The sequence below is a fragment of the Cedecea sp. AS113 genome, from assembly GCF_037152415.1.
GTDB lineage: Bacteria > Pseudomonadota > Gammaproteobacteria > Enterobacterales > Enterobacteriaceae > Cedecea.
Genome location: NZ_JBBCMI010000001.1, coordinates 297771 through 314019 on the forward strand (window position 1 = coordinate 297771; position 16249 = coordinate 314019).

A 16249-nucleotide genomic window follows, 5' to 3' on the forward strand; every position below is an offset into this window, starting at 1 on the left:
TGTGATTTACATCGAAATACAGGCTACGCTGCGCCCTGGCCGCGAAAAGTGTAAAATGGTAAGAAATGACGAACTTACGAGAAGCCTTTATGTCGACGATGCAGGAAGTGGCGAAAAAAGCAGGCGTATCAAAGGCGACCGTTTCGCGCGTGTTGTCGGGCAAGGGCTACGTGAGCGAGGCCACTAAAACGCAGGTGTACCAGGCCATTCAGGAAACGGGATATCGCCCTAATCTGCTGGCACGCAATCTGGCGACCAGCAAATCAGGCTACATCGGCCTGGTGGTGACCAACACGTTGTACAGCGGGAACTATTTTAGCGAACTGCTTTCCCAGGCTGCGCTAAAGCTCGAAGCCAGCGGGCGGCAACTGATTTTGGTCGACGGCAAACATAGCGCTCAGGAAGAGCAGGCTGCCGTGCAGTTTCTGCTCGATTTGCACTGCGACGCGGTGATCATTTACCCGCGTTTTTTAAGCGTGGATGAGATGGATGCGCTGATTGAGCAGCATAAGCAGCCGATCATGGTGATGAACCGCAAGCTGCGTAAACACCAGAGCCACTGCATTTGCTGCGATCACAAAGGCTCCAGCTTCAAGGCCACGCGCTACCTGATTGACCAGGGCCATCGGGATATCGCCTTTATCACCGGCGTCCTCGACTCTCCCACGGCGAGAGAGCGTCTGTCTGGCTACCGCGAAGCGCTGGAGCAGGCCGGGCTGCCGGTCCGGGACGAGCTTATCGCCACCGGAAAATGGACGCCTGTCAGCGGGTCGGCGGCGGTAGAAACGCTGCTCTCAGCGAAACAGGATTTTAGCGCCCTGGTCGCCAGCAACGATGACATGGCTATCGGCGCTATCAGCAGACTCGGCCAGTCGGGCCTGTCGGTGCCGCGCGATGTGTCGGTTATTGGCTTTGATAATGTCCCGACCGGGACTTTTCTCACCCCGCCGCTGTCGAGCGTGAAAGAGCCGGTGAGCGAGATGATCCATGAAGTGATTAACCGCCTGACGGCGATGCTGGACGGCGGCTATTTCTCACGGGATAACTTGTACAGTTCTGAGATGATCGTGCGCGATTCTGTGACGAAAGGACCGTATTTTCAGCCAAAATAGGGTAAAAGCAAAAGGAGCGAATTTCGCTCCTTTTCTGTCATTACGCTCGGCAGCCAAACACCGCTTCTACGGCAAAGGCAGCGATTTGCCCATCCTGCTCTTTTGTCGCACCCGACACGCCAATCGCGCCAATAACCGCGCCCTCCGCGTTGCGCAGCGGGATACCGCCGTCAATGCCCACCAGCCCACCGTTGCTGTTCTCCAGCGAATACGCCGGACCGTTCGGGTGCAAATTAGCGCCGACATCTTCGCTATTGGCCTGGAACAGCACCGCCGTACGCGCTTTGCGAATGGCGATATCAATGGTGGCCAGGAATGTCCCGTCCATGCGGGCAAAGGCCGTCAGGTGGCCGCCGCTGTCCAGCACCACCACGGAAACCGGAGGAAAGCTGTGGGCCTCCACCGCCGTTTTGACGCCGGCGATCAGCGCTTCTGCAAGCACTAAACTGACTGTCATGATGAAAACCTCAATGTGCTAACGGCGGATGTTTTTTGGCGTCAATAACCGCCCAGGTGTGGATCAGCAGGCCAAATACCGCCAGAATTGCCCCAACCCAGCCGGTGGACTCCCAGCCAAAGCCTGCGGAAATGGTCACCCCACCAAGCCAGGCGCCTAACGCGTTGGCAATGTTGAACGCCGAGTGGTTCATCGCCGCCGCCATAGTTTGCGCGTCACCGGCCACGTCCATCAGGCGAATTTGCAGCACCGAAGAAAGCGACATCATTGTGCCCACCAGCATCACGGTGACCGCGCCCAGCCACGGATAGTGCGAGGTGTAAACGTAAGCGCTGAGCACCAGAATCGCCCAAATCAGCAGCAGGCGAACGGTTTTCTCCAGCCCGCGATCCGCCAGACGGCCGCCGACGATATTGCCGACAATCATGCCCAGGCCGAACATCGACAGGATCACCGGGATCATGCCTACCGACTGGTGCGCCAGCTCCAGCATCGTTGGCTTAACGTAGCTGAAGACGGAGAACATTCCGCCGCTGCCAATCGCGCCGATAGCCAGCGTCAGCAGCACCTGCTTGCGGGTCAACGCGGTCAGCTCACGCAGAGGGCTGGCGTCTTTATCCCCGGCATGCCACGGTACCCAGATCCACACCAGAATCAGCGTCAGCACGGCAAGCCCGCCCACGATAGCAAACGCGCTGCGCCAGCCGAATAGCTGCCCAATGGCCGCCACGGCGGGCACGCCCAGTAAGTTGGCTATCGTCAGGCCGAGCAGCACCATCGACACCGCCTGCGCCCGCTTCGAACGCTCCACAAGGCTTGCCGCCAGCAAAGCCGCGACGCCAAAGAACGTGCCGTGCGGGAAACCGGCCAGGAAGCGCGCCAGCATCATGGAGTAATAGCCTGGTGCAAAAGCGCTCAACAGGTTGCCAACGGCAAACATCGCCATCAGGGCAATCAGAAAGTCACGCCTCGCCATGCGGGCACCCAGCACCGCCAGCAGCGGAGCGCCAACCACCACGCCCAGCGCATAAATGCTGATCAGGTGGCCTGCAGAAGGAATAGAAACGTGCAGCCCGTTTGCGGCATCGGGTAGCAGTCCCATGATGACGAATTCGCCGGTACCGATGGCGAAGCCGCCCATGCCGAGCGCGAACAGCGCTTTTAGCAGCCCCGCTCGCGACAGGGAAACCGTCTCGGCCCCCTGTGCCAGGGTTTGTTCATTCAGTGATGACATAGTTTTTTGACTTGTGCAGGTGAACAACAAAATACGCCCCGGCGCGATTCAGCGGGGCGCGGGAGAGAACTAAAGCGATGTTTTCCGGTGCGGAGGTGCCATAAATTCGGCCCCCAGCGGGGTGCTAATATGCCTGGCTAAAATGTGATCAATATCGCATTTGTCTTCGGCGGTCAACGTCCAGCCGGACACGTCTTCCACCCCGTTGAGCTGTTCAGGACGACGAGCGCCCCACAGCGCAATGGTTGGGCCGGCATCCAGCACCCAGCGCAGTGCCAGGGCCATCACGCTCTTGCCGTAACGCTCTGCAGCAAACGCTTTCAATGCTTCGACTGCGCCCAGATACTGCGCAAAGCGCGGCGGCTGGAATTTCGGATCAAAGCTGCGCAGGTCGCCTTCGCCAAACGCGGTTTCCGGCGTCATGCGACCGGACAGCAAGCCCCGGCAAATCGCGCCGTAGGCCAGCACCACCATCTGATGGTATTTCGCATAGGGCAGAAGGTCCGTTTCTGTCGCGCCGCGTTCAAACAGGTTGAGCGGTGGCTGCATGGTTGCCAGCGGCGCGGCGCTGCGGAATCTGTCCATTTGCGCTGGGGAATAGTTGCTGACGCCGAGGGCGCGGAATTTCCCCTGCTGATGCAGCGTTTCCAGCACGCGCGCGGTTTCGTCTATCGCCACTAAATCGTCCGGCCAGTGTACCTGGTACAGGTCGATATAATCCGTTTGCAGGCGGCGAAGCGAATCTTCAATTTCCTGACGAATGCGCTGCGGCGTGGAATTACGCGTCACCCGCCCGGCGTCGTCCCAGTCCAGCGCCACTTTGGTGGCAATAATCGCCTTGTCCCGGCGGCCCACCAGCGCTTTGCCCACCACCTCTTCGGAATGCCCAAAGCCGTACACCGGCGCGGTATCAATAAGGTTGATGCCGCGCTCCAGCGCCTCGTGCAGCGTCGCTATCGACTGCCCGTCGTGGCTGCCGCCCCACATGCTGCCGCCAATGGCCCACGTGCCCAGGCCGATACGGCTGACGGGCTCAGAGATGCCCGCGATGTGAATTGTTTCGATTGCCATGATTTACCCCTGTCTGTTCTGTGAACCAATTGTAACTCATGTTAAGTTGAATTAATTTCAACGAACCCTTGATGACAGAGGCCCCTTTTATGCCGGTTCCGGTCCGTGGTGAACTCGCCGATCTCAACGTTTTTTTGACCATCTGCCGCCGGAAAAGCTTCCGCCTCGCCGCCTCTGAGCTGGGCGTGTCTACCTCTGCGCTAAGCCACACGATGCGCGGGCTGGAGGAGCGACTTGGGGTGCGCCTGCTCAACCGCACCAGCCGCTCCGTTGTGCCTACCGACGCCGGTGAAGCGCTGCTTGGGCATCTGGAAACGGGGTTTTCCCATATCCGTATGGCGCTTGATGAGCTGGATCATTACCGCGAATCCCCGGTCGGACGGCTGCGGATCAATATCCCGCGAGACGCCGCCCAGCTGCTGTTTGCGCCCGTACTGGCAAAATTTATGGCGATGTACCCCCGGCTGCAGATGGAGATTACCGTCGATAACACGCTGGTTGATATTATCGGCAGCGGCTACGACGCAGGGATTCGCTACGGGGAGAGCGTCCCTAAAGACATGATTGCGATGCCCGTGACGCGTAAGCTTAGGTGGATTGTGGTGGCCTCACCGCAGTATTTAACCTCTACCGCGCACCTCCCACTGAACCACCCGGACGATCTCTTTCAGCACCAGTGCATCCGGATGCGGCTCGGCAACGGCACGCTGTATAAATGGGAGCTTAACCGGGGCAAAGAGGCGCTGGCGCTGGATGTACCCGGCTCGCTGATCCTCAATGAAAGCGAAATGATCATTGATACCGCCCTGAACGGCTTCGGGCTGGCTTATTGCCTGGATGTGCGAGTGCGGCCGTTGCTGGAAAGCGGGCAGCTGGTGCAGGTTATTCCGGAGTGGGTGTGTGAAGATGAACCGATGGTGATGTATTACCCCAGCCGCAGGCAGCTCCATCCCGGCTTGCGGAGACTTATCGAGATGATGCGGGAGGCCACGCTGTACTGATTTTTATCGGGTAGAAGAAACAACGACTAGTTATGAAGCGGGTGAGAGGCGCTCACCCGCCCAACGTCTTATTCCGCTTTCGCTGGCTTCAGGCGCTGAGTCAGACCACGCAGGAAGTAGCGCAGGAACTGATCGCCGCACTCGCGGTAGTTTTTATGATCCGGGTTACGCATCATGGCGGTAATTTCCGGCATAGAAATGCGGAACTGCTGGGCGGTCAGGATCTCCAGCACGTCGTCAGACTTCAGCTCAAAGGCGATACGCAGCTTTTTCAGAATAATGTTGTTGGTCATCCGACGCTCAAGCTTCGGCTCCGGCTTGCTTTCGTCTTTGCCGCGTTTGAAGTAGATCAAACCGTTAAGAAAGTTCGCCATGATCAGGTCCGGGCAGGCTTTAAAGCCTTCTTCGTCTTCTTTCTTTAACCACGGAACGATCTGTTCCGCAGGGACGTCGGTGCCGGTCAGGGCAAGGATCTTAACGATTCCATCGTTATTCAGGTTCAGCATGTAGCGAACGCTAAGCAGTACGTCATTATTCAACATGGGGCAATCTCAGGGCTCAAAAGCGGGCAGTATATAGAGAAGCGAACGCGTTGTAACAAAAACCGCGCGGATTTGTCCGCCGGAGCTAAATTTACCGGCGGTGAATTGGCACTCTTCAGGCTTAAGGGTAGACTCAATGGGCTAACTTTCATCCTAAAAGGCAATCATTTGATCCTACGACTTTGGCAAGAATCCGATCGTCCCTTCTTACGCACCCTTTACCTTCACGCCCGCCGCAAAGCCTGGCCCTGGCTCGACGGCAGCGCCTGGCAGCTCGAAGACTTTGACAGCGCCACTCAGGATGAACGCATCTGGGTAGCCGAAGATAACGGCCACCGCATCGGCTTCGCTTCCGTCTGGGTGCAGGATAACTTCCTGCATAACCTGTTCGTCAGCCCGGAACATCAGGGAACGGGCGCGGGAAAGGCGCTGCTGAAGAAAGTGCAGAGTGAATTTACCGCAACGGGTTCGCTAAAGTGCCTGGCGAGAAATGAACACGCGATTGAGTTTTATCGGCGTAACGGCTGGCATATTGAGGCTCCGGGAGAGGGGCCGGACGGTGAATACTATTTGATGCATTTTGTGTTGAGGTAGCTTCCTCACCCCGGCCCTCTCCCAGAGGGAGAGGGAAAAACAAGAAACGGAGCTACGGCTAAGTTTTTACACCGCTCTGAAGGCGATCTCGCTTGGGATCACATCCCCGTTCCAGTAGAGCTGAGCCGCCACGCGCCCCGCCAGGTCGCGGTACAGCGTAGTGATGTCGCTTTCCGGGCGATTAATGACCGTCGGCTTACCGGCGTCGAGGTCTTCACGCAGGGTAATGTGCAGCGGCAACTGCCCCAGCAGCGTGGTGTGATACTGCTGCGCCAGCTTCTCCGCGCCGCCGGTGCCGAAAATCGGCTCCTGGTGACCGCAGTTGCTGCAGATATGAATACTCATATTCTCGACAATACCGACCACCGGCACCTCAACTTTCTCGAACATCACGATCCCTTTACGGGCGTCGATCAGCGCGATGTCCTGCGGCGTGGTCACGACCATCGCCCCGGTAACCGGAATGTTTTGCGCCAGCGTCAGCTGAATGTCACCGGTGCCCGGCGGCATATCGATCACCAGGTAGTCCAGATCCGGCCACAGGGTTTCCTGCAGCATTTGCATCAGCGCTTTGCTGGCCATCGGGCCGCGCCACACCATGGCATTTTCGTCGGTGACGAGGTAACCGATCGAGTTAGTTGCCAGGCCGTGCGCCACGATCGGCGCCATGTGCTTGCCGTCCGGGGACGTTGGGCGCTCGTGTTCAGCTCCCAGCATGGTTGGGATCGACGGGCCGTAAATATCGGCATCCAGAATGCCGACCTTGGCCCCTTCGGCCGCCAGCGCCAGCGCCATGTTTACCGCGGTGGTTGATTTCCCCACCCCGCCTTTGCCGGAGCTGACGGCAATAATATTTTTAACGCCGTTAATGCCGGGCTGGTTTTTCACTCGCTTCAGCGTGGCGATGTGATGGCCTAGCTTCCAGTCTACTGCTTTCGCGCCGGTGATCCGCAGCAGGTCTGAACTGCAGGTCTCTTTCAGGGCGTCAAATCCGCTTTGCCAGGCGAACGGCATCTGCAGCTCAACGTGCAGCGTGTCGTCAAGCATGGCGACATGGTGCAGCGCTTTCAGCGCGGTGAGGTTGTGTTTCAAGGTAGGGTGCTGAAAATTAGCCAGGGTCCCGGCAACCATCGCGCGTAGCTGTTCCGGGGACTTGCTGGACGGGGATTGCGAATTCATCCCGACTCCTTATGTTTTTATCGGACATTGCAATCCGCTAAGCATACCAGAAACCACACCACCGATTCATATACGGTTATTGCGGGCTTTGGGGTTACTAAACAATTGCCAATCCGGTAATATCAAGTCCCCTTTTTTAAAATCAGAAGATGCAATTCCCACTATGACTCAACCCGCGAAGAAAATATTGGTAACGTGCGCCCTGCCGTACGCAAACGGCTCAATCCACCTCGGTCACATGCTGGAGCATATTCAGGCTGATGTCTGGGTCCGTTACCAACGAATGCGCGGCAACGAGGTTAACTTCATCTGCGCAGACGACGCCCACGGCACGCCTATCATGCTGAAAGCGCAGCAGCTGGGTATCACCCCAGAGCAGATGATTGCCGAAATGAGTCAGGAGCATCAGACTGATTTTGCAGGCTTTAACATCAGCTATGATAACTATCATTCCACCCACAGCGACGAAAACCGCGAGCTGTCGGAGCTGATTTATGGCCGCCTGAAAGAGAACGGTTTTATTAAAAACCGCACTATCTCTCAGCTCTACGATCCGGAAAAAGGCATGTTCCTGCCGGACCGTTTTGTCAAAGGCACCTGCCCGAAATGTAAAGCCCCGGATCAGTACGGCGATAACTGCGAAGTGTGCGGCTCCACCTACAGCCCAACTGAGCTTATCGATCCAAAATCCGTGGTGTCCGGCGCGACGCCTGAAATGCGTGATTCCGAGCACTTCTTCTTCGACCTGCCATCCTTCAGCGAAATGCTGCAGGCGTGGACCCGCAGCGGCGCGCTGCAGGAGCAGGTGGCGAACAAGATGCAGGAGTGGTTCGAATCTGGCCTGCAGCAGTGGGACATCTCCCGCGATGCACCTTACTTCGGCTTCGAAATTCCGAACGCACCGGGCAAATATTTCTACGTCTGGCTGGATGCGCCAATCGGCTACATGGGCTCCTTTAAGAACCTGTGCGACAAGCGCGGCGACACCACCAGCTTCGACGAATACTGGAAGAAAGATTCTACGACCGAGCTGTATCATTTCATCGGCAAAGACATCGTGTACTTCCACAGCCTGTTCTGGCCGGCCATGCTCGAAGGCAGCAACTTCCGCAAGCCAACTAACCTGTTTGTTCACGGCTATGTGACGGTTAACGGCGCGAAGATGTCCAAGTCTCGCGGCACCTTTATCAAAGCCAGCACCTGGCTGAACCACTTTGACGCCGACAGCCTGCGCTACTACTACACCGCGAAGCTCTCTTCCCGCATCGACGATATCGACCTGAACCTGGAAGACTTCGTGCAGCGCGTGAACAGCGACATCGTCAACAAAGTGGTTAACCTGGCGTCCCGTAACGCCGGCTTTATCGCCAAGCGTTTTGACGGCGTGCTGGCCGCAGAGATTGCCGATGCAGAGCTGTATCAAACCTTCACCGACGCGGCAGAAAGCATCGGCGAAGCGTGGGACAGCCGCGAATTCGGCCGTGCTATTCGCGAAATCATGGCGCTGGCAGACATTGCTAACCGCTACGTGGACGAGCAGGCTCCGTGGGTGGTGGCTAAGCAGGAAGGTCGCGATGCCGATCTGCAGGCCATTTGCTCCATGGGCATCAACCTGTTCCGTGTGCTAATGACCTACCTGAAGCCGGTTCTGCCGTCGCTTACCGAGCGTACAGAAGCCTTCCTGAATGCTGAACTGAGCTGGGACAGCATCGCTACGCCGCTGCTGAACCACAAGGTAAACAGCTTCAAGGCTCTGTATAACCGCATTGAAACCAAACAGGTGGAAGCCCTGGTGGAAGCGTCTAAAGAAGAAGTGAAAGCGCTGAATGCGGCGCCGGTAACCGGCCCGCTGGCTGACGATCCGATTCAGGAGACCATCACCTTTGATGACTTCGCGAAAGTGGATATGCGTATTGCGCTGATTGAGAAAGCAGAATTCGTGGACGGCTCCGACAAGCTGCTGCGCCTGACGCTGGATCTCGGCGGCGAAAAACGCAACGTCTTCTCCGGCATTCGTCCCGCTTACCCGGATCCGTCTAAGCTGGAAGGTCGCCTGACCGTGATGGTGGCCAACCTCGCTCCACGTAAGATGCGCTTTGGCGTGTCTGAGGGGATGGTGATGGCTGCAGGTCCTGGCGGGAAAGATATCTTCCTGCTGAGCCCGGACAGCGGTGCTCAGCCCGGCATGGCGGTTAAGTAACCGAGAAAAAACCCCGGAAATCCGGGGTTTTTTCTTATTAGGCGTCTCTTGCCTGCCCGACAGTTTTATCCTTCAGGAACAACACCATCAGGCCAAGCCAAACCACCCCGCCAAGCAGGTTAAACAGGCTGAACAGACCGTTGCCGCCGAACTGGTAGGCGTGCTTGCTCAGCTCAATACCGACGGTAAAGATCAGCATTTGCAGCATGCCCATCGCCGCCGACACCGTGCCTTTACTCATCTCGCTGGCAAACAACGTCAGGCGCACCAGGCCCGCATTCGCCAGGCCGATGCCAAAGGCGTACAGACTCAGGCCAGCGGTCATCCACAAATAAGCATGAGAAGAAACCACCGTAGCCACTGCCGCCACAATCAGGCCCGGCACAATCCACCAGCCGCCTATGATGATCAGGCTGCGCACGCTGCGCCGGGACGTCAGTTTGGCCAGAACCAGGTTACCGAGGATCAGCGCGCCAAAGATGGGTACCTGCAGCAGACCGTATTCATAAGTGCTGAGATTCTCCCCGCTGATGATGATCACCGGCGACTGGGCAATCCACGCCAGCAGCGGCAGGCTTACAAAGCCCGTAGCCAGCGCGCCCGAGACAAAACGCAGGTTTTTCAGCACCAGCTTGTAGTCATGCCCAAGTTCTTTCAGCGAAAGCTTTTCGCCAAGACGCGTCGCGGTTTCCGGCATCGCCTTGTGCAGCCCAAAGAAAGAGATAGCGGCCAGCAGCGCAAACAGCACGAACATCGTTTCCCACGGAGCGACGTGGATCCACGCCGCGCCGACCAGCGGCCCAAGCAGCGGCGCGATGAGCGCCACGTTAGCCATCAGCGCGGTTATCTTGATGCAAACCGACTCTTCGAACGATTCCTGAATAGCGGCGTAGCCTACCGCGCCAATAAAGCACAGGCTGACGCCCTGCAGGAAACGCAGGAAGGTGAACTGCTGAATATCCTGGGCCAGCAGCGTTGCAAGGCAGGTGACAATAAACCAGACTACGCCGGTCAGCATCACCGGGCGGCGGCCAATACGGTCAGACAGCGGCCCGAGCAGCCACTGCAGGAACATCCCGCCCGCCAGGTAAGCCGTCATTGAGGTCGGCACCCATTCCACGCCCGCCTGGAACTGATCCACCACGGCCAGCATGCCCGGCTGGATCATGTCATTGCCGATGTAAGTTGAGAATTCGTAGAGCACCAGGCAGAGCGGGAACAGCAGCGCCTGACGGCCTAACGTTTTGTTAGCTATCGTATTATGTTGCATTAGGAACTCAGAAGATAAAGAAACGCGCAGAGTGTATTCAATTGCCCGTACCAGCGGTAGTCAGCGGCTGACAAATAGCACGGGGTGTAAAGCCGCGCACATCATACCTCAATTCTATTAAGGATTTCTTAATCTGTGATGAATATTCTGCTGCCATGCATTTAAGGTCAGTACGGTCTTCGCCAACTACAAGATGAAATGTTTTCCTAAACCAACGGTAAATAAGACAAAACTGCTTTACCGACTACCGTCCCGCTTCTATCTTTTCCAGCTTTGCATCCTGATAATACTGGCTGCCGTTTTTAGCTGGCTTTCCCGGAATGAAGAGCTGGATCGCCGGCTGACCGGGTTCTGGTTTGATGCCGCCAGCCACAGTTTTCCGCTGCAAAACGATCGGCGGCTGGATTTGCTCAACCACCGCCTGTTAAAGGACCTGGTGATTGCAGGCGGGGTTATCGCGCTGCTATGGGGACTCTGGCGTCGTCAGCCACGGCTGGTCGTAGTGGCGTTGCTCATCGGGCTTGGGGCATTAACGGTCGGCGTCCTGAAAGGGTTTAGCCACCACTCCTGCCCGTGGAGCCTGGTGGAGTACGGCGGGAATGCCGCCTCGTACCCACTTTTCAGCCCCGCTCCGGCAGGCAGCGGGCCAGGAAGATGTTTTCCCGGCGGCCATGCTTCCAGCGGCTTTGGCGTTATGGCGCTGTTTTTTTTGTTTTACCGTGAACGCCCGCGTCTGGCGTGGTTTTTCCTCGGCCTTGGCGTTTTTCTCGGCCTGGGAATGGGGTACGGCCAGGTGATGCGCGGCGCGCACTTTTTCAGCCACAACCTGTGGGCAGGTTGGTGGGTATGGTTAACCCAGGTGGTGCTTTACGGCGCGATATCCACCTGGTCAGTTAAAGCACAGGACAAGTCATAATGGAAACGCTCAACCAGAATCTGTTTTTGCTCATAAATGCAACCCCGTCATCGCCGGAGTGGATGATAAAACTGGCGATTTTCTTCGCCCGGGATCTGATCAGCATCGTCCCGCTGCTGATCGTCGCGCTCTGGCTGTGGGGCCAGCGTAAGCAAATGCCGGCCCAGCGCAAGGTGGTGATCAAAACCGGCATGGCGCTGGTGATTAGCGTGGCGCTGTCGTGGATCATCGGTCATGCGTTCCCGCACCCTCGCCCTTTTGTGGTCGGGCTGGGCTACAACTTCCTGCATCATGCGCCGGATGATTCTTTCCCGAGCGACCACGGCACGGTAATCTTCACCTTCGCCCTGGCATTTTTGTGCTGGCATCGCATCTGGTCGGGCGTGATGCTGTTTGCGATCGGCTGCGCGATTGCCTGGTCCCGCGTCTATCTCGGCGTGCACTGGCCGCTGGACATGCTCGGCGGCCTGTTGGTCGGCATGAGCGCCTGTCTGCTGTCGCAGATCGTCTGGAACCTGCGCGGGCCGCAAATCCACCAGCGCCTGCATCAGATTTACCGCTACTGTTTCGCGCTCCCCATCCGTAAAGGCTGGGTGCGTGACTAAGCTGTGCGCCACAGGTAATATGCATTAACTAAAGCCCTGCCTTAGCGGGGCTTTTTAATGTTCAGAGGCCGCTATGGAAACCCGCCGTGAAGAGCGCATTAACCGCCTGCTACAGGCGCTGAAGCGCAGCGATAAAATTCATCTCAAAGAAGCCGCTCAGCTGTTGGGCGTCTCCGAAATGACCATCCGCCGCGACATTAACAGCGAACCGGGTCAGGTTGTTCTGCTGGGGGGATACGTGGTGCTGGAGCCTCGCAGCGCCGGGGCCAGCTACTATCTGCTTAGCGATGAAAAAACGCGCCAGGTTGAAGAGAAACGCCACGCCGCCAGGCTCGCCGCGCAGCGTGTTCGCCCGCGCCAGACCGTGTTCTTCGACTGCGGCACCACCACGCCTTACATTATTGACGCCCTTGACGACGATCTGCCTTTCACTGGCCTGTGCTATTCCCTCAACACTTTTCTGGCGCTGCAGGAGAAGCCGAACTGCCGGGTGATTTTAAGCGGCGGCGAGTTTCACGCCAGCAATGCGATTTTCAATCCGATTAACTTCCAGGAGTGCCTGGGGAATATCTGCCCGGATATCGCCTTTTTATCCGCGGCCGGCGTCCACCTGCGCTACGGTGCAACCTGCTTTAATTTGAATGAGCTGGCGGTGAAGCATTGGGCGCTGAGCATGGCCCAGCGTAATATTCTGGTGGTGGATGACACCAAATTTGGCAAGGTTCGCGCCGCCTGCATGGGGCCGCTGACGGCGTTTGATACGATTATTACCAACCGGCCTCCCGCCGCGGAGTTTATAGACTATGCCGCGGCGGAAAACCTGACGCTAACGTGGTAGGCGCTTAAGAGAACCAGCTCCCGAACCAGCCGTGGAGCTTCATCAGCACAAAGTCCCACATGCGGCTGAAGAAGCCGCCCTCTTCAACCGGCTCCATCACCAGCAGCGGGCGCTGCTCAATGGATTTGCCGTTCAGCAGGAAGTCGATGGTACCGACGGCCTGGCCTTTCTTCAGCGGCGCGGTTAGCTGAGGTTCATTCAGGGTAAAGCTGGCTTTCAGGTTTTTCAGCTGGCCACGGGGAATAGTCACCGAGCCGCCCTCGCCTGCCCCCAGATTGACTTCGCTCTTATCGCCAAACCAGACACGCTGGGTCACAAAAGTCGCGTCAGGTTTGATTGGCGTTACGGTTTCGAAGAAGCGGAAACCCCAGGTCAGCAGCTTTTCGCTCTCGTTGAAGCGAATGCGGTCAGTTTTTGTCCCCAGCACCACGGAAATCAGGCGCATATCGCCGGAGGTTGCCGACGCGACAAGATTATAGCCCGCGCCCACCGTGGTGCCGGTTTTCATGCCGTCAACGTTCAGGTTGGAGCTCCACAGCAGGCGGTTGCGGTTCGGCTGCTTGATATTGTTAAAGGTGAACTCTTTCTCTTTGTGTACCGCGTACTCGTCCGGCACGTCGTGGATCAGCGCCTGGCCCAGAAGCGCCATGTCGCGCGCGGTGCTGTACTGCCCCGGAGCATCCAGGCCGTGAACAGTTTTAAAGGTGGTGTTGGTGAGCTTGAGCTTCTGCGCGTAGTTGTTCATCAGGCTGACAAACGAGTCCTGGCTGCCCGCCACATAGTCGGCAATCGCAATGCTGGCGTCGTTCCCGGACTGAATAATGACGCCTTTGTTCAGATCTTCCACCGAGACTTTATCGCCGGGTTTCAGGAACATCAGCGAAGAGCCGCGCAGCACCGGGTTACCGGTGGCCCAGGCATCTTTCCCGATAGTCACCATATCCGTCAGGTGAATCTTGCCTGCTTTCAGCGCCTGCCCTACTACGTAGCTGGTCATCAGCTTGGTCAGACTTGCCGGATCGAGCTTTTCGTCGGCATTTCCTTCCGCCAGCACCTTCCCGCTGGCGTAATCCATCAAAATCCAGGCTCTGCCATCGACCTGGGGCGCATCTGCGGTCTGCTCAGCGCTTAGCGCAGGAGCCGCCATCAGCAGCAGGGTTGTCCCTGCGACTAAACCACGTAGTGTTGCAGGCATTTGCAAGATCGTCATAAAACCACCTGAGTATCCATTCTTAAAAAATTCACGGTGCGCACCGCCACCCAAAAGTCAGGGTGTGAGTAATAACGCACGAATCCACTTAAAGAAACATAGAGTTGGTAAAGTTTTTTAAGTTTATTCGATATCTGCGCGAGTTGCCGCCGTCACGCCATTTTTTTTAGCTTCGGTTGAGAAACAGTGGTGTTTTCGTGACCGGAGCCTGGCATACTCGATGTCCACCTGCAAAAAAAGGAACCACCATGATTACCGTTTGGGGCAGAGATAACTCCACCAATGTGAAGAAAGTGCTGTGGTGTCTGGAAGAGCTGCAACTGCCGTACCGCTCCGTGCCCGCGGGCGGGAAATTTGGCCTGACGCACGACGCTGAATACCTGGCGATGAACCCGAATGGCCTGGTGCCGTGCATTCACGACGACGCACACGGGCTGACGCTGTGGGAATCCAACACCATCGTGCGCTACCTGGCGGCTGAATATGGTCGCGATTCGCTGTGGGTAAATGCCCCGGCGGAACGTGCCAAAGGTGAAAAATGGATGGACTGGTCCGCTACGGCGGTCGCTGGCCCCTACCGTGGGGTGTACGCCAGCCTGGTCAGAACCCCGCCGGAAGAGCGCGATCGGAAGCTGATTGAGCAAAGCATTGTGGCCTGCAACAAGCTGTTTGCGATTGCAGATGCGGAACTGGCTAAACAGCCCTGGCTGGGTGGCGAAGCCTTTGGCCTGGGCGACCTCGCCTTCGGCCCGCAAATCTACAGCCTGCTCAACCTTGATATTCCGTGGGATGCGGTGCCAAATCTTCAACGCTGGTATCAGCAACTGACCCAGCGCCCGGCGTTCAAGAAAATTGTGATGATCCCGCTGACCTGATTTAGTCTTCGGCCGGACTGATTTTTAGCAGCTCGCCGTCAGATTCGTCGGTCAGGACATACAGATAGCCGTCCGGGCCGACGCGCACATCGCGAATACGCTTTTTACGATCCCCCAGCAGCCGCTGTTCGGTCGTCACCTTGTCGCCGTCCAGCGTTAGCTCAATCAGATTCTTTTCTTTGAGTGCGCCGATAAACAACTTGCCTTTCCACTGCGGGAAGGTGTCAGCCGAATAAAACGCCATGCCGCTTATGGCAGGAGAGACTTTCCAGTAATGAATCGGCTGCTCGGTGCCTTCAACTTCCCCTCCTTTGGCTTCGGGGATCTTAAACCCGCTGTAATTAATGCCCCAGGTCGCCAGCGGCCAGCCGTAGTTTTTCCCGGCTGCCGGGATATTGATTTCATCGCCACCTTTCGGCCCGTGCTCGTTTAGCCACAGCTCCCCGTTGGCCGGATTAATGGCTAATCCCTGCGGGTTACGGTGCCCGTAAGACCAAATTTCAGGCCGGACGCCTGGTTTGCCTATAAACGGGTTATCCTGCGGGACGGAACCATCGGCATTAAGCCGCACCACTTTGCCCTGCAGCTTATCGAGATCCTGAGCCGTAGCGCGCTCGTTGTTTTCCCCCAGCGCGATAAACACATGGCCTTGCCCGTCAAACGCCATGCGTCCGCCGAAATGGTTGCCGGTGGAGAGTTTTGGCGTCTGGCGGAACACAACCTTAAAGTTTTCCAGCCGCTTCAGATCCCGGCTTAACGTTCCATACCCGACGGCAGTACCGGCTTTATTGTCGCTGCCGCCTTCGGCAAAGCTAAGCCACACGCGGCGGCTACTGGCAAAGTCCGGGGCCAGCACAACATCCAGCAAACCGCCCTGTCCGTGGGCCCAGACAACGGGCACGCCGCCGATCGGCGCGGACAGTCTCTTGCCCTGCTGCCACAGATGCAGCTCCCCGCCACGCAGGGTAATCAACATGCCCTGGTTATCCGGTAAAAAGTCCAGCGCCCACGGGTGGGGCAGGTTGGTTTGCAGGACTTCAACGTTGGTTTTGGCAGCCAGGGCATAAGAGGCAGAGAAAAGTAGCGCGGCGGCAATAAGCGTGCGGGACGGGAACGGCGGCATGGCAATCTCCTGGTTTTGGCTA

Annotated in this window: 16 protein-coding genes; 8 read left to right on the forward strand and 8 right to left on the reverse strand. The window is 57.3% G+C overall.

Annotated features, from left to right (window positions below; all coding sequences use genetic code 11):
• The first annotated feature begins 98 nt into the window (after positions 1-98).
• Complete coding sequence (locus WFN87_RS01460) at positions 99-1112, forward strand: LacI family DNA-binding transcriptional regulator (protein ID WP_442892262.1); 1014 nt, start codon at positions 99-101, stop codon at positions 1110-1112.
• A 40-nt stretch (positions 1113-1152) separates the two neighbouring features.
• On the opposite strand, the gene WFN87_RS01465 is transcribed toward WFN87_RS01460, so the two are convergent.
• The 3 genes from WFN87_RS01465 to WFN87_RS01475 form a co-directional block, all read right to left on the reverse strand.
• Positions 1153-1569, reverse strand: a complete 417-nt coding sequence (locus WFN87_RS01465; RefSeq protein WP_336707451.1) for a GlcG/HbpS family heme-binding protein — start codon at positions 1567-1569, stop codon at positions 1153-1155.
• 10 nt (positions 1570-1579) lie between these two features.
• Positions 1580-2803 carry an MFS transporter gene (locus tag WFN87_RS01470; protein ID WP_336981602.1) on the reverse strand — a complete coding sequence of 408 codons (1224 nt, stop codon included), beginning with the start codon at positions 2801-2803 and terminating at the stop codon, positions 1580-1582.
• Positions 2804-2872: 69 nt separating this feature from the next.
• Entirely contained in the window at positions 2873-3874 is a 1002-nt protein-coding gene (locus WFN87_RS01475) for an aldo/keto reductase (protein WP_336981605.1), read from the reverse strand.
• 71 nt (positions 3875-3945) lie between these two features.
• Here WFN87_RS01475 and WFN87_RS01480 point away from each other — a divergent pair, with 71 nt between their 5' ends.
• Positions 3946-4875 carry a LysR family transcriptional regulator gene (locus tag WFN87_RS01480; RefSeq protein WP_008455185.1) on the forward strand — a complete coding sequence of 310 codons (930 nt, stop codon included), beginning with the start codon at positions 3946-3948 and terminating at the stop codon, positions 4873-4875.
• 68 nt (positions 4876-4943) lie between these two features.
• On the opposite strand, the gene WFN87_RS01485 is transcribed toward WFN87_RS01480, so the two are convergent.
• Positions 4944-5417 carry a DUF1456 family protein gene (locus WFN87_RS01485; RefSeq protein ID WP_008455188.1) on the reverse strand — a complete coding sequence of 158 codons (474 nt, stop codon included), beginning with the start codon at positions 5415-5417 and terminating at the stop codon, positions 4944-4946.
• A gap of 168 nt (positions 5418-5585) precedes the next feature.
• On the opposite strand from WFN87_RS01485, the gene WFN87_RS01490 reads away from it, so the two are divergent.
• The gene (locus WFN87_RS01490; protein ID WP_008455191.1) at positions 5586-6011 is read left to right on the forward strand and encodes a GNAT family N-acetyltransferase; all 426 of its coding nucleotides are present in this window, start codon (positions 5586-5588) and stop codon (positions 6009-6011) included.
• Between the two features lie 66 nt (positions 6012-6077).
• Here the strand turns inward: WFN87_RS01490 and apbC are convergent, their stop codons facing one another.
• Positions 6078-7190 carry an iron-sulfur cluster carrier protein ApbC gene (gene apbC / locus WFN87_RS01495; protein ID WP_336817927.1) on the reverse strand — a complete coding sequence of 371 codons (1113 nt, stop codon included), beginning with the start codon at positions 7188-7190 and terminating at the stop codon, positions 6078-6080.
• A gap of 163 nt (positions 7191-7353) precedes the next feature.
• On the opposite strand from apbC, the gene metG reads away from it, so the two are divergent.
• On the forward strand, positions 7354-9390 hold the full coding sequence (metG, locus tag WFN87_RS01500; RefSeq protein WP_336981609.1) for a methionine--tRNA ligase: 2037 nt from the start codon (positions 7354-7356) through the stop codon (positions 9388-9390).
• Between the two features lie 37 nt (positions 9391-9427).
• Here the strand turns inward: metG and WFN87_RS01505 are convergent, their stop codons facing one another.
• Positions 9428-10660, reverse strand: coding sequence for an MFS transporter (locus WFN87_RS01505; RefSeq protein WP_336981611.1), 1233 nt, complete (start codon positions 10658-10660; stop codon positions 9428-9430).
• 193 nt (positions 10661-10853) lie between these two features.
• Here WFN87_RS01505 and WFN87_RS01510 point away from each other — a divergent pair, with 193 nt between their 5' ends.
• The 3 genes from WFN87_RS01510 to deoR all read left to right on the forward strand — a co-directional run bounded on the left by WFN87_RS01510 (position 10854) and on the right by deoR (position 13019).
• Entirely contained in the window at positions 10854-11576 is a 723-nt protein-coding gene (locus WFN87_RS01510) for a phosphatase PAP2 family protein (protein WP_336981613.1), read from the forward strand.
• On the forward strand, positions 11573-12181 hold the full coding sequence (gene ybjG / locus WFN87_RS01515) for an undecaprenyl-diphosphate phosphatase (protein WP_166992884.1): 609 nt from the start codon (positions 11573-11575) through the stop codon (positions 12179-12181). The genes WFN87_RS01510 and ybjG overlap by 4 nt, the downstream gene beginning before the upstream one ends.
• Positions 12182-12254: 73 nt before the next feature.
• Positions 12255-13019 (forward strand): DNA-binding transcriptional repressor DeoR, encoded by a 765-nt coding sequence (gene deoR, locus WFN87_RS01520; RefSeq protein ID WP_008455203.1) that lies wholly within the window; start codon positions 12255-12257, stop codon positions 13017-13019.
• Between the two features lie 4 nt (positions 13020-13023).
• Here deoR and dacC read toward each other — a convergent pair whose 3' ends face one another.
• Positions 13024-14229 carry a serine-type D-Ala-D-Ala carboxypeptidase gene (gene dacC, locus WFN87_RS01525; protein ID WP_008455204.1) on the reverse strand — a complete coding sequence of 402 codons (1206 nt, stop codon included), beginning with the start codon at positions 14227-14229 and terminating at the stop codon, positions 13024-13026.
• A 248-nt stretch (positions 14230-14477) separates the two neighbouring features.
• Between dacC and WFN87_RS01530 the strand changes: the two genes are divergently transcribed.
• The gene (locus WFN87_RS01530; RefSeq protein WP_336981615.1) at positions 14478-15104 is read left to right on the forward strand and encodes a glutathione S-transferase family protein; all 627 of its coding nucleotides are present in this window, start codon (positions 14478-14480) and stop codon (positions 15102-15104) included.
• A 1-nt stretch (position 15105) separates the two neighbouring features.
• Here the strand turns inward: WFN87_RS01530 and WFN87_RS01535 are convergent, their stop codons facing one another.
• Positions 15106-16227 (reverse strand): PQQ-dependent sugar dehydrogenase, encoded by a 1122-nt coding sequence (locus tag WFN87_RS01535; protein WP_336981617.1) that lies wholly within the window; start codon positions 16225-16227, stop codon positions 15106-15108.
• Positions 16228-16249 lie beyond the last annotated feature (22 nt).

What these genes read in the sequence shown, in the direction of transcription:
- WFN87_RS01465 (WP_336707451.1), bottom strand. Translation starts at nt 1,569, where the DNA reads ATGACAGTCAGTTTAGTGCTTGCAGAAGCGCTGATCGCCGGCGTCAAA.
- WFN87_RS01535 (WP_336981617.1), bottom strand. Translation starts at nt 16,227, where the DNA reads ATGCCGCCGTTCCCGTCCCGCACGCTTATTGCCGCCGCGCTACTTTTC.
- WFN87_RS01475 (WP_336981605.1), bottom strand. Translation starts at nt 3,874, where the DNA reads ATGGCAATCGAAACAATTCACATCGCGGGCATCTCTGAGCCCGTCAGC.
- WFN87_RS01470 (WP_336981602.1), bottom strand. Translation starts at nt 2,803, where the DNA reads ATGTCATCACTGAATGAACAAACCCTGGCACAGGGGGCCGAGACGGTT.
- dacC (WP_008455204.1), bottom strand. Translation starts at nt 14,229, where the DNA reads ATGACGATCTTGCAAATGCCTGCAACACTACGTGGTTTAGTCGCAGGG.
- WFN87_RS01510 (WP_336981613.1), top strand. Translation starts at nt 10,854, where the DNA reads ATGAAATGTTTTCCTAAACCAACGGTAAATAAGACAAAACTGCTTTAC.
- apbC (WP_336817927.1), bottom strand. Translation starts at nt 7,190, where the DNA reads ATGAATTCGCAATCCCCGTCCAGCAAGTCCCCGGAACAGCTACGCGCG.
- WFN87_RS01485 (WP_008455188.1), bottom strand. Translation starts at nt 5,417, where the DNA reads ATGTTGAATAATGACGTACTGCTTAGCGTTCGCTACATGCTGAACCTG.
- deoR (WP_008455203.1), top strand. Translation starts at nt 12,255, where the DNA reads ATGGAAACCCGCCGTGAAGAGCGCATTAACCGCCTGCTACAGGCGCTG.
- WFN87_RS01530 (WP_336981615.1), top strand. Translation starts at nt 14,478, where the DNA reads ATGATTACCGTTTGGGGCAGAGATAACTCCACCAATGTGAAGAAAGTG.
- WFN87_RS01460 (WP_442892262.1), top strand. Translation starts at nt 99, where the DNA reads ATGCAGGAAGTGGCGAAAAAAGCAGGCGTATCAAAGGCGACCGTTTCG.
- metG (WP_336981609.1), top strand. Translation starts at nt 7,354, where the DNA reads ATGACTCAACCCGCGAAGAAAATATTGGTAACGTGCGCCCTGCCGTAC.
- WFN87_RS01505 (WP_336981611.1), bottom strand. Translation starts at nt 10,660, where the DNA reads ATGCAACATAATACGATAGCTAACAAAACGTTAGGCCGTCAGGCGCTG.
- WFN87_RS01480 (WP_008455185.1), top strand. Translation starts at nt 3,946, where the DNA reads ATGACAGAGGCCCCTTTTATGCCGGTTCCGGTCCGTGGTGAACTCGCC.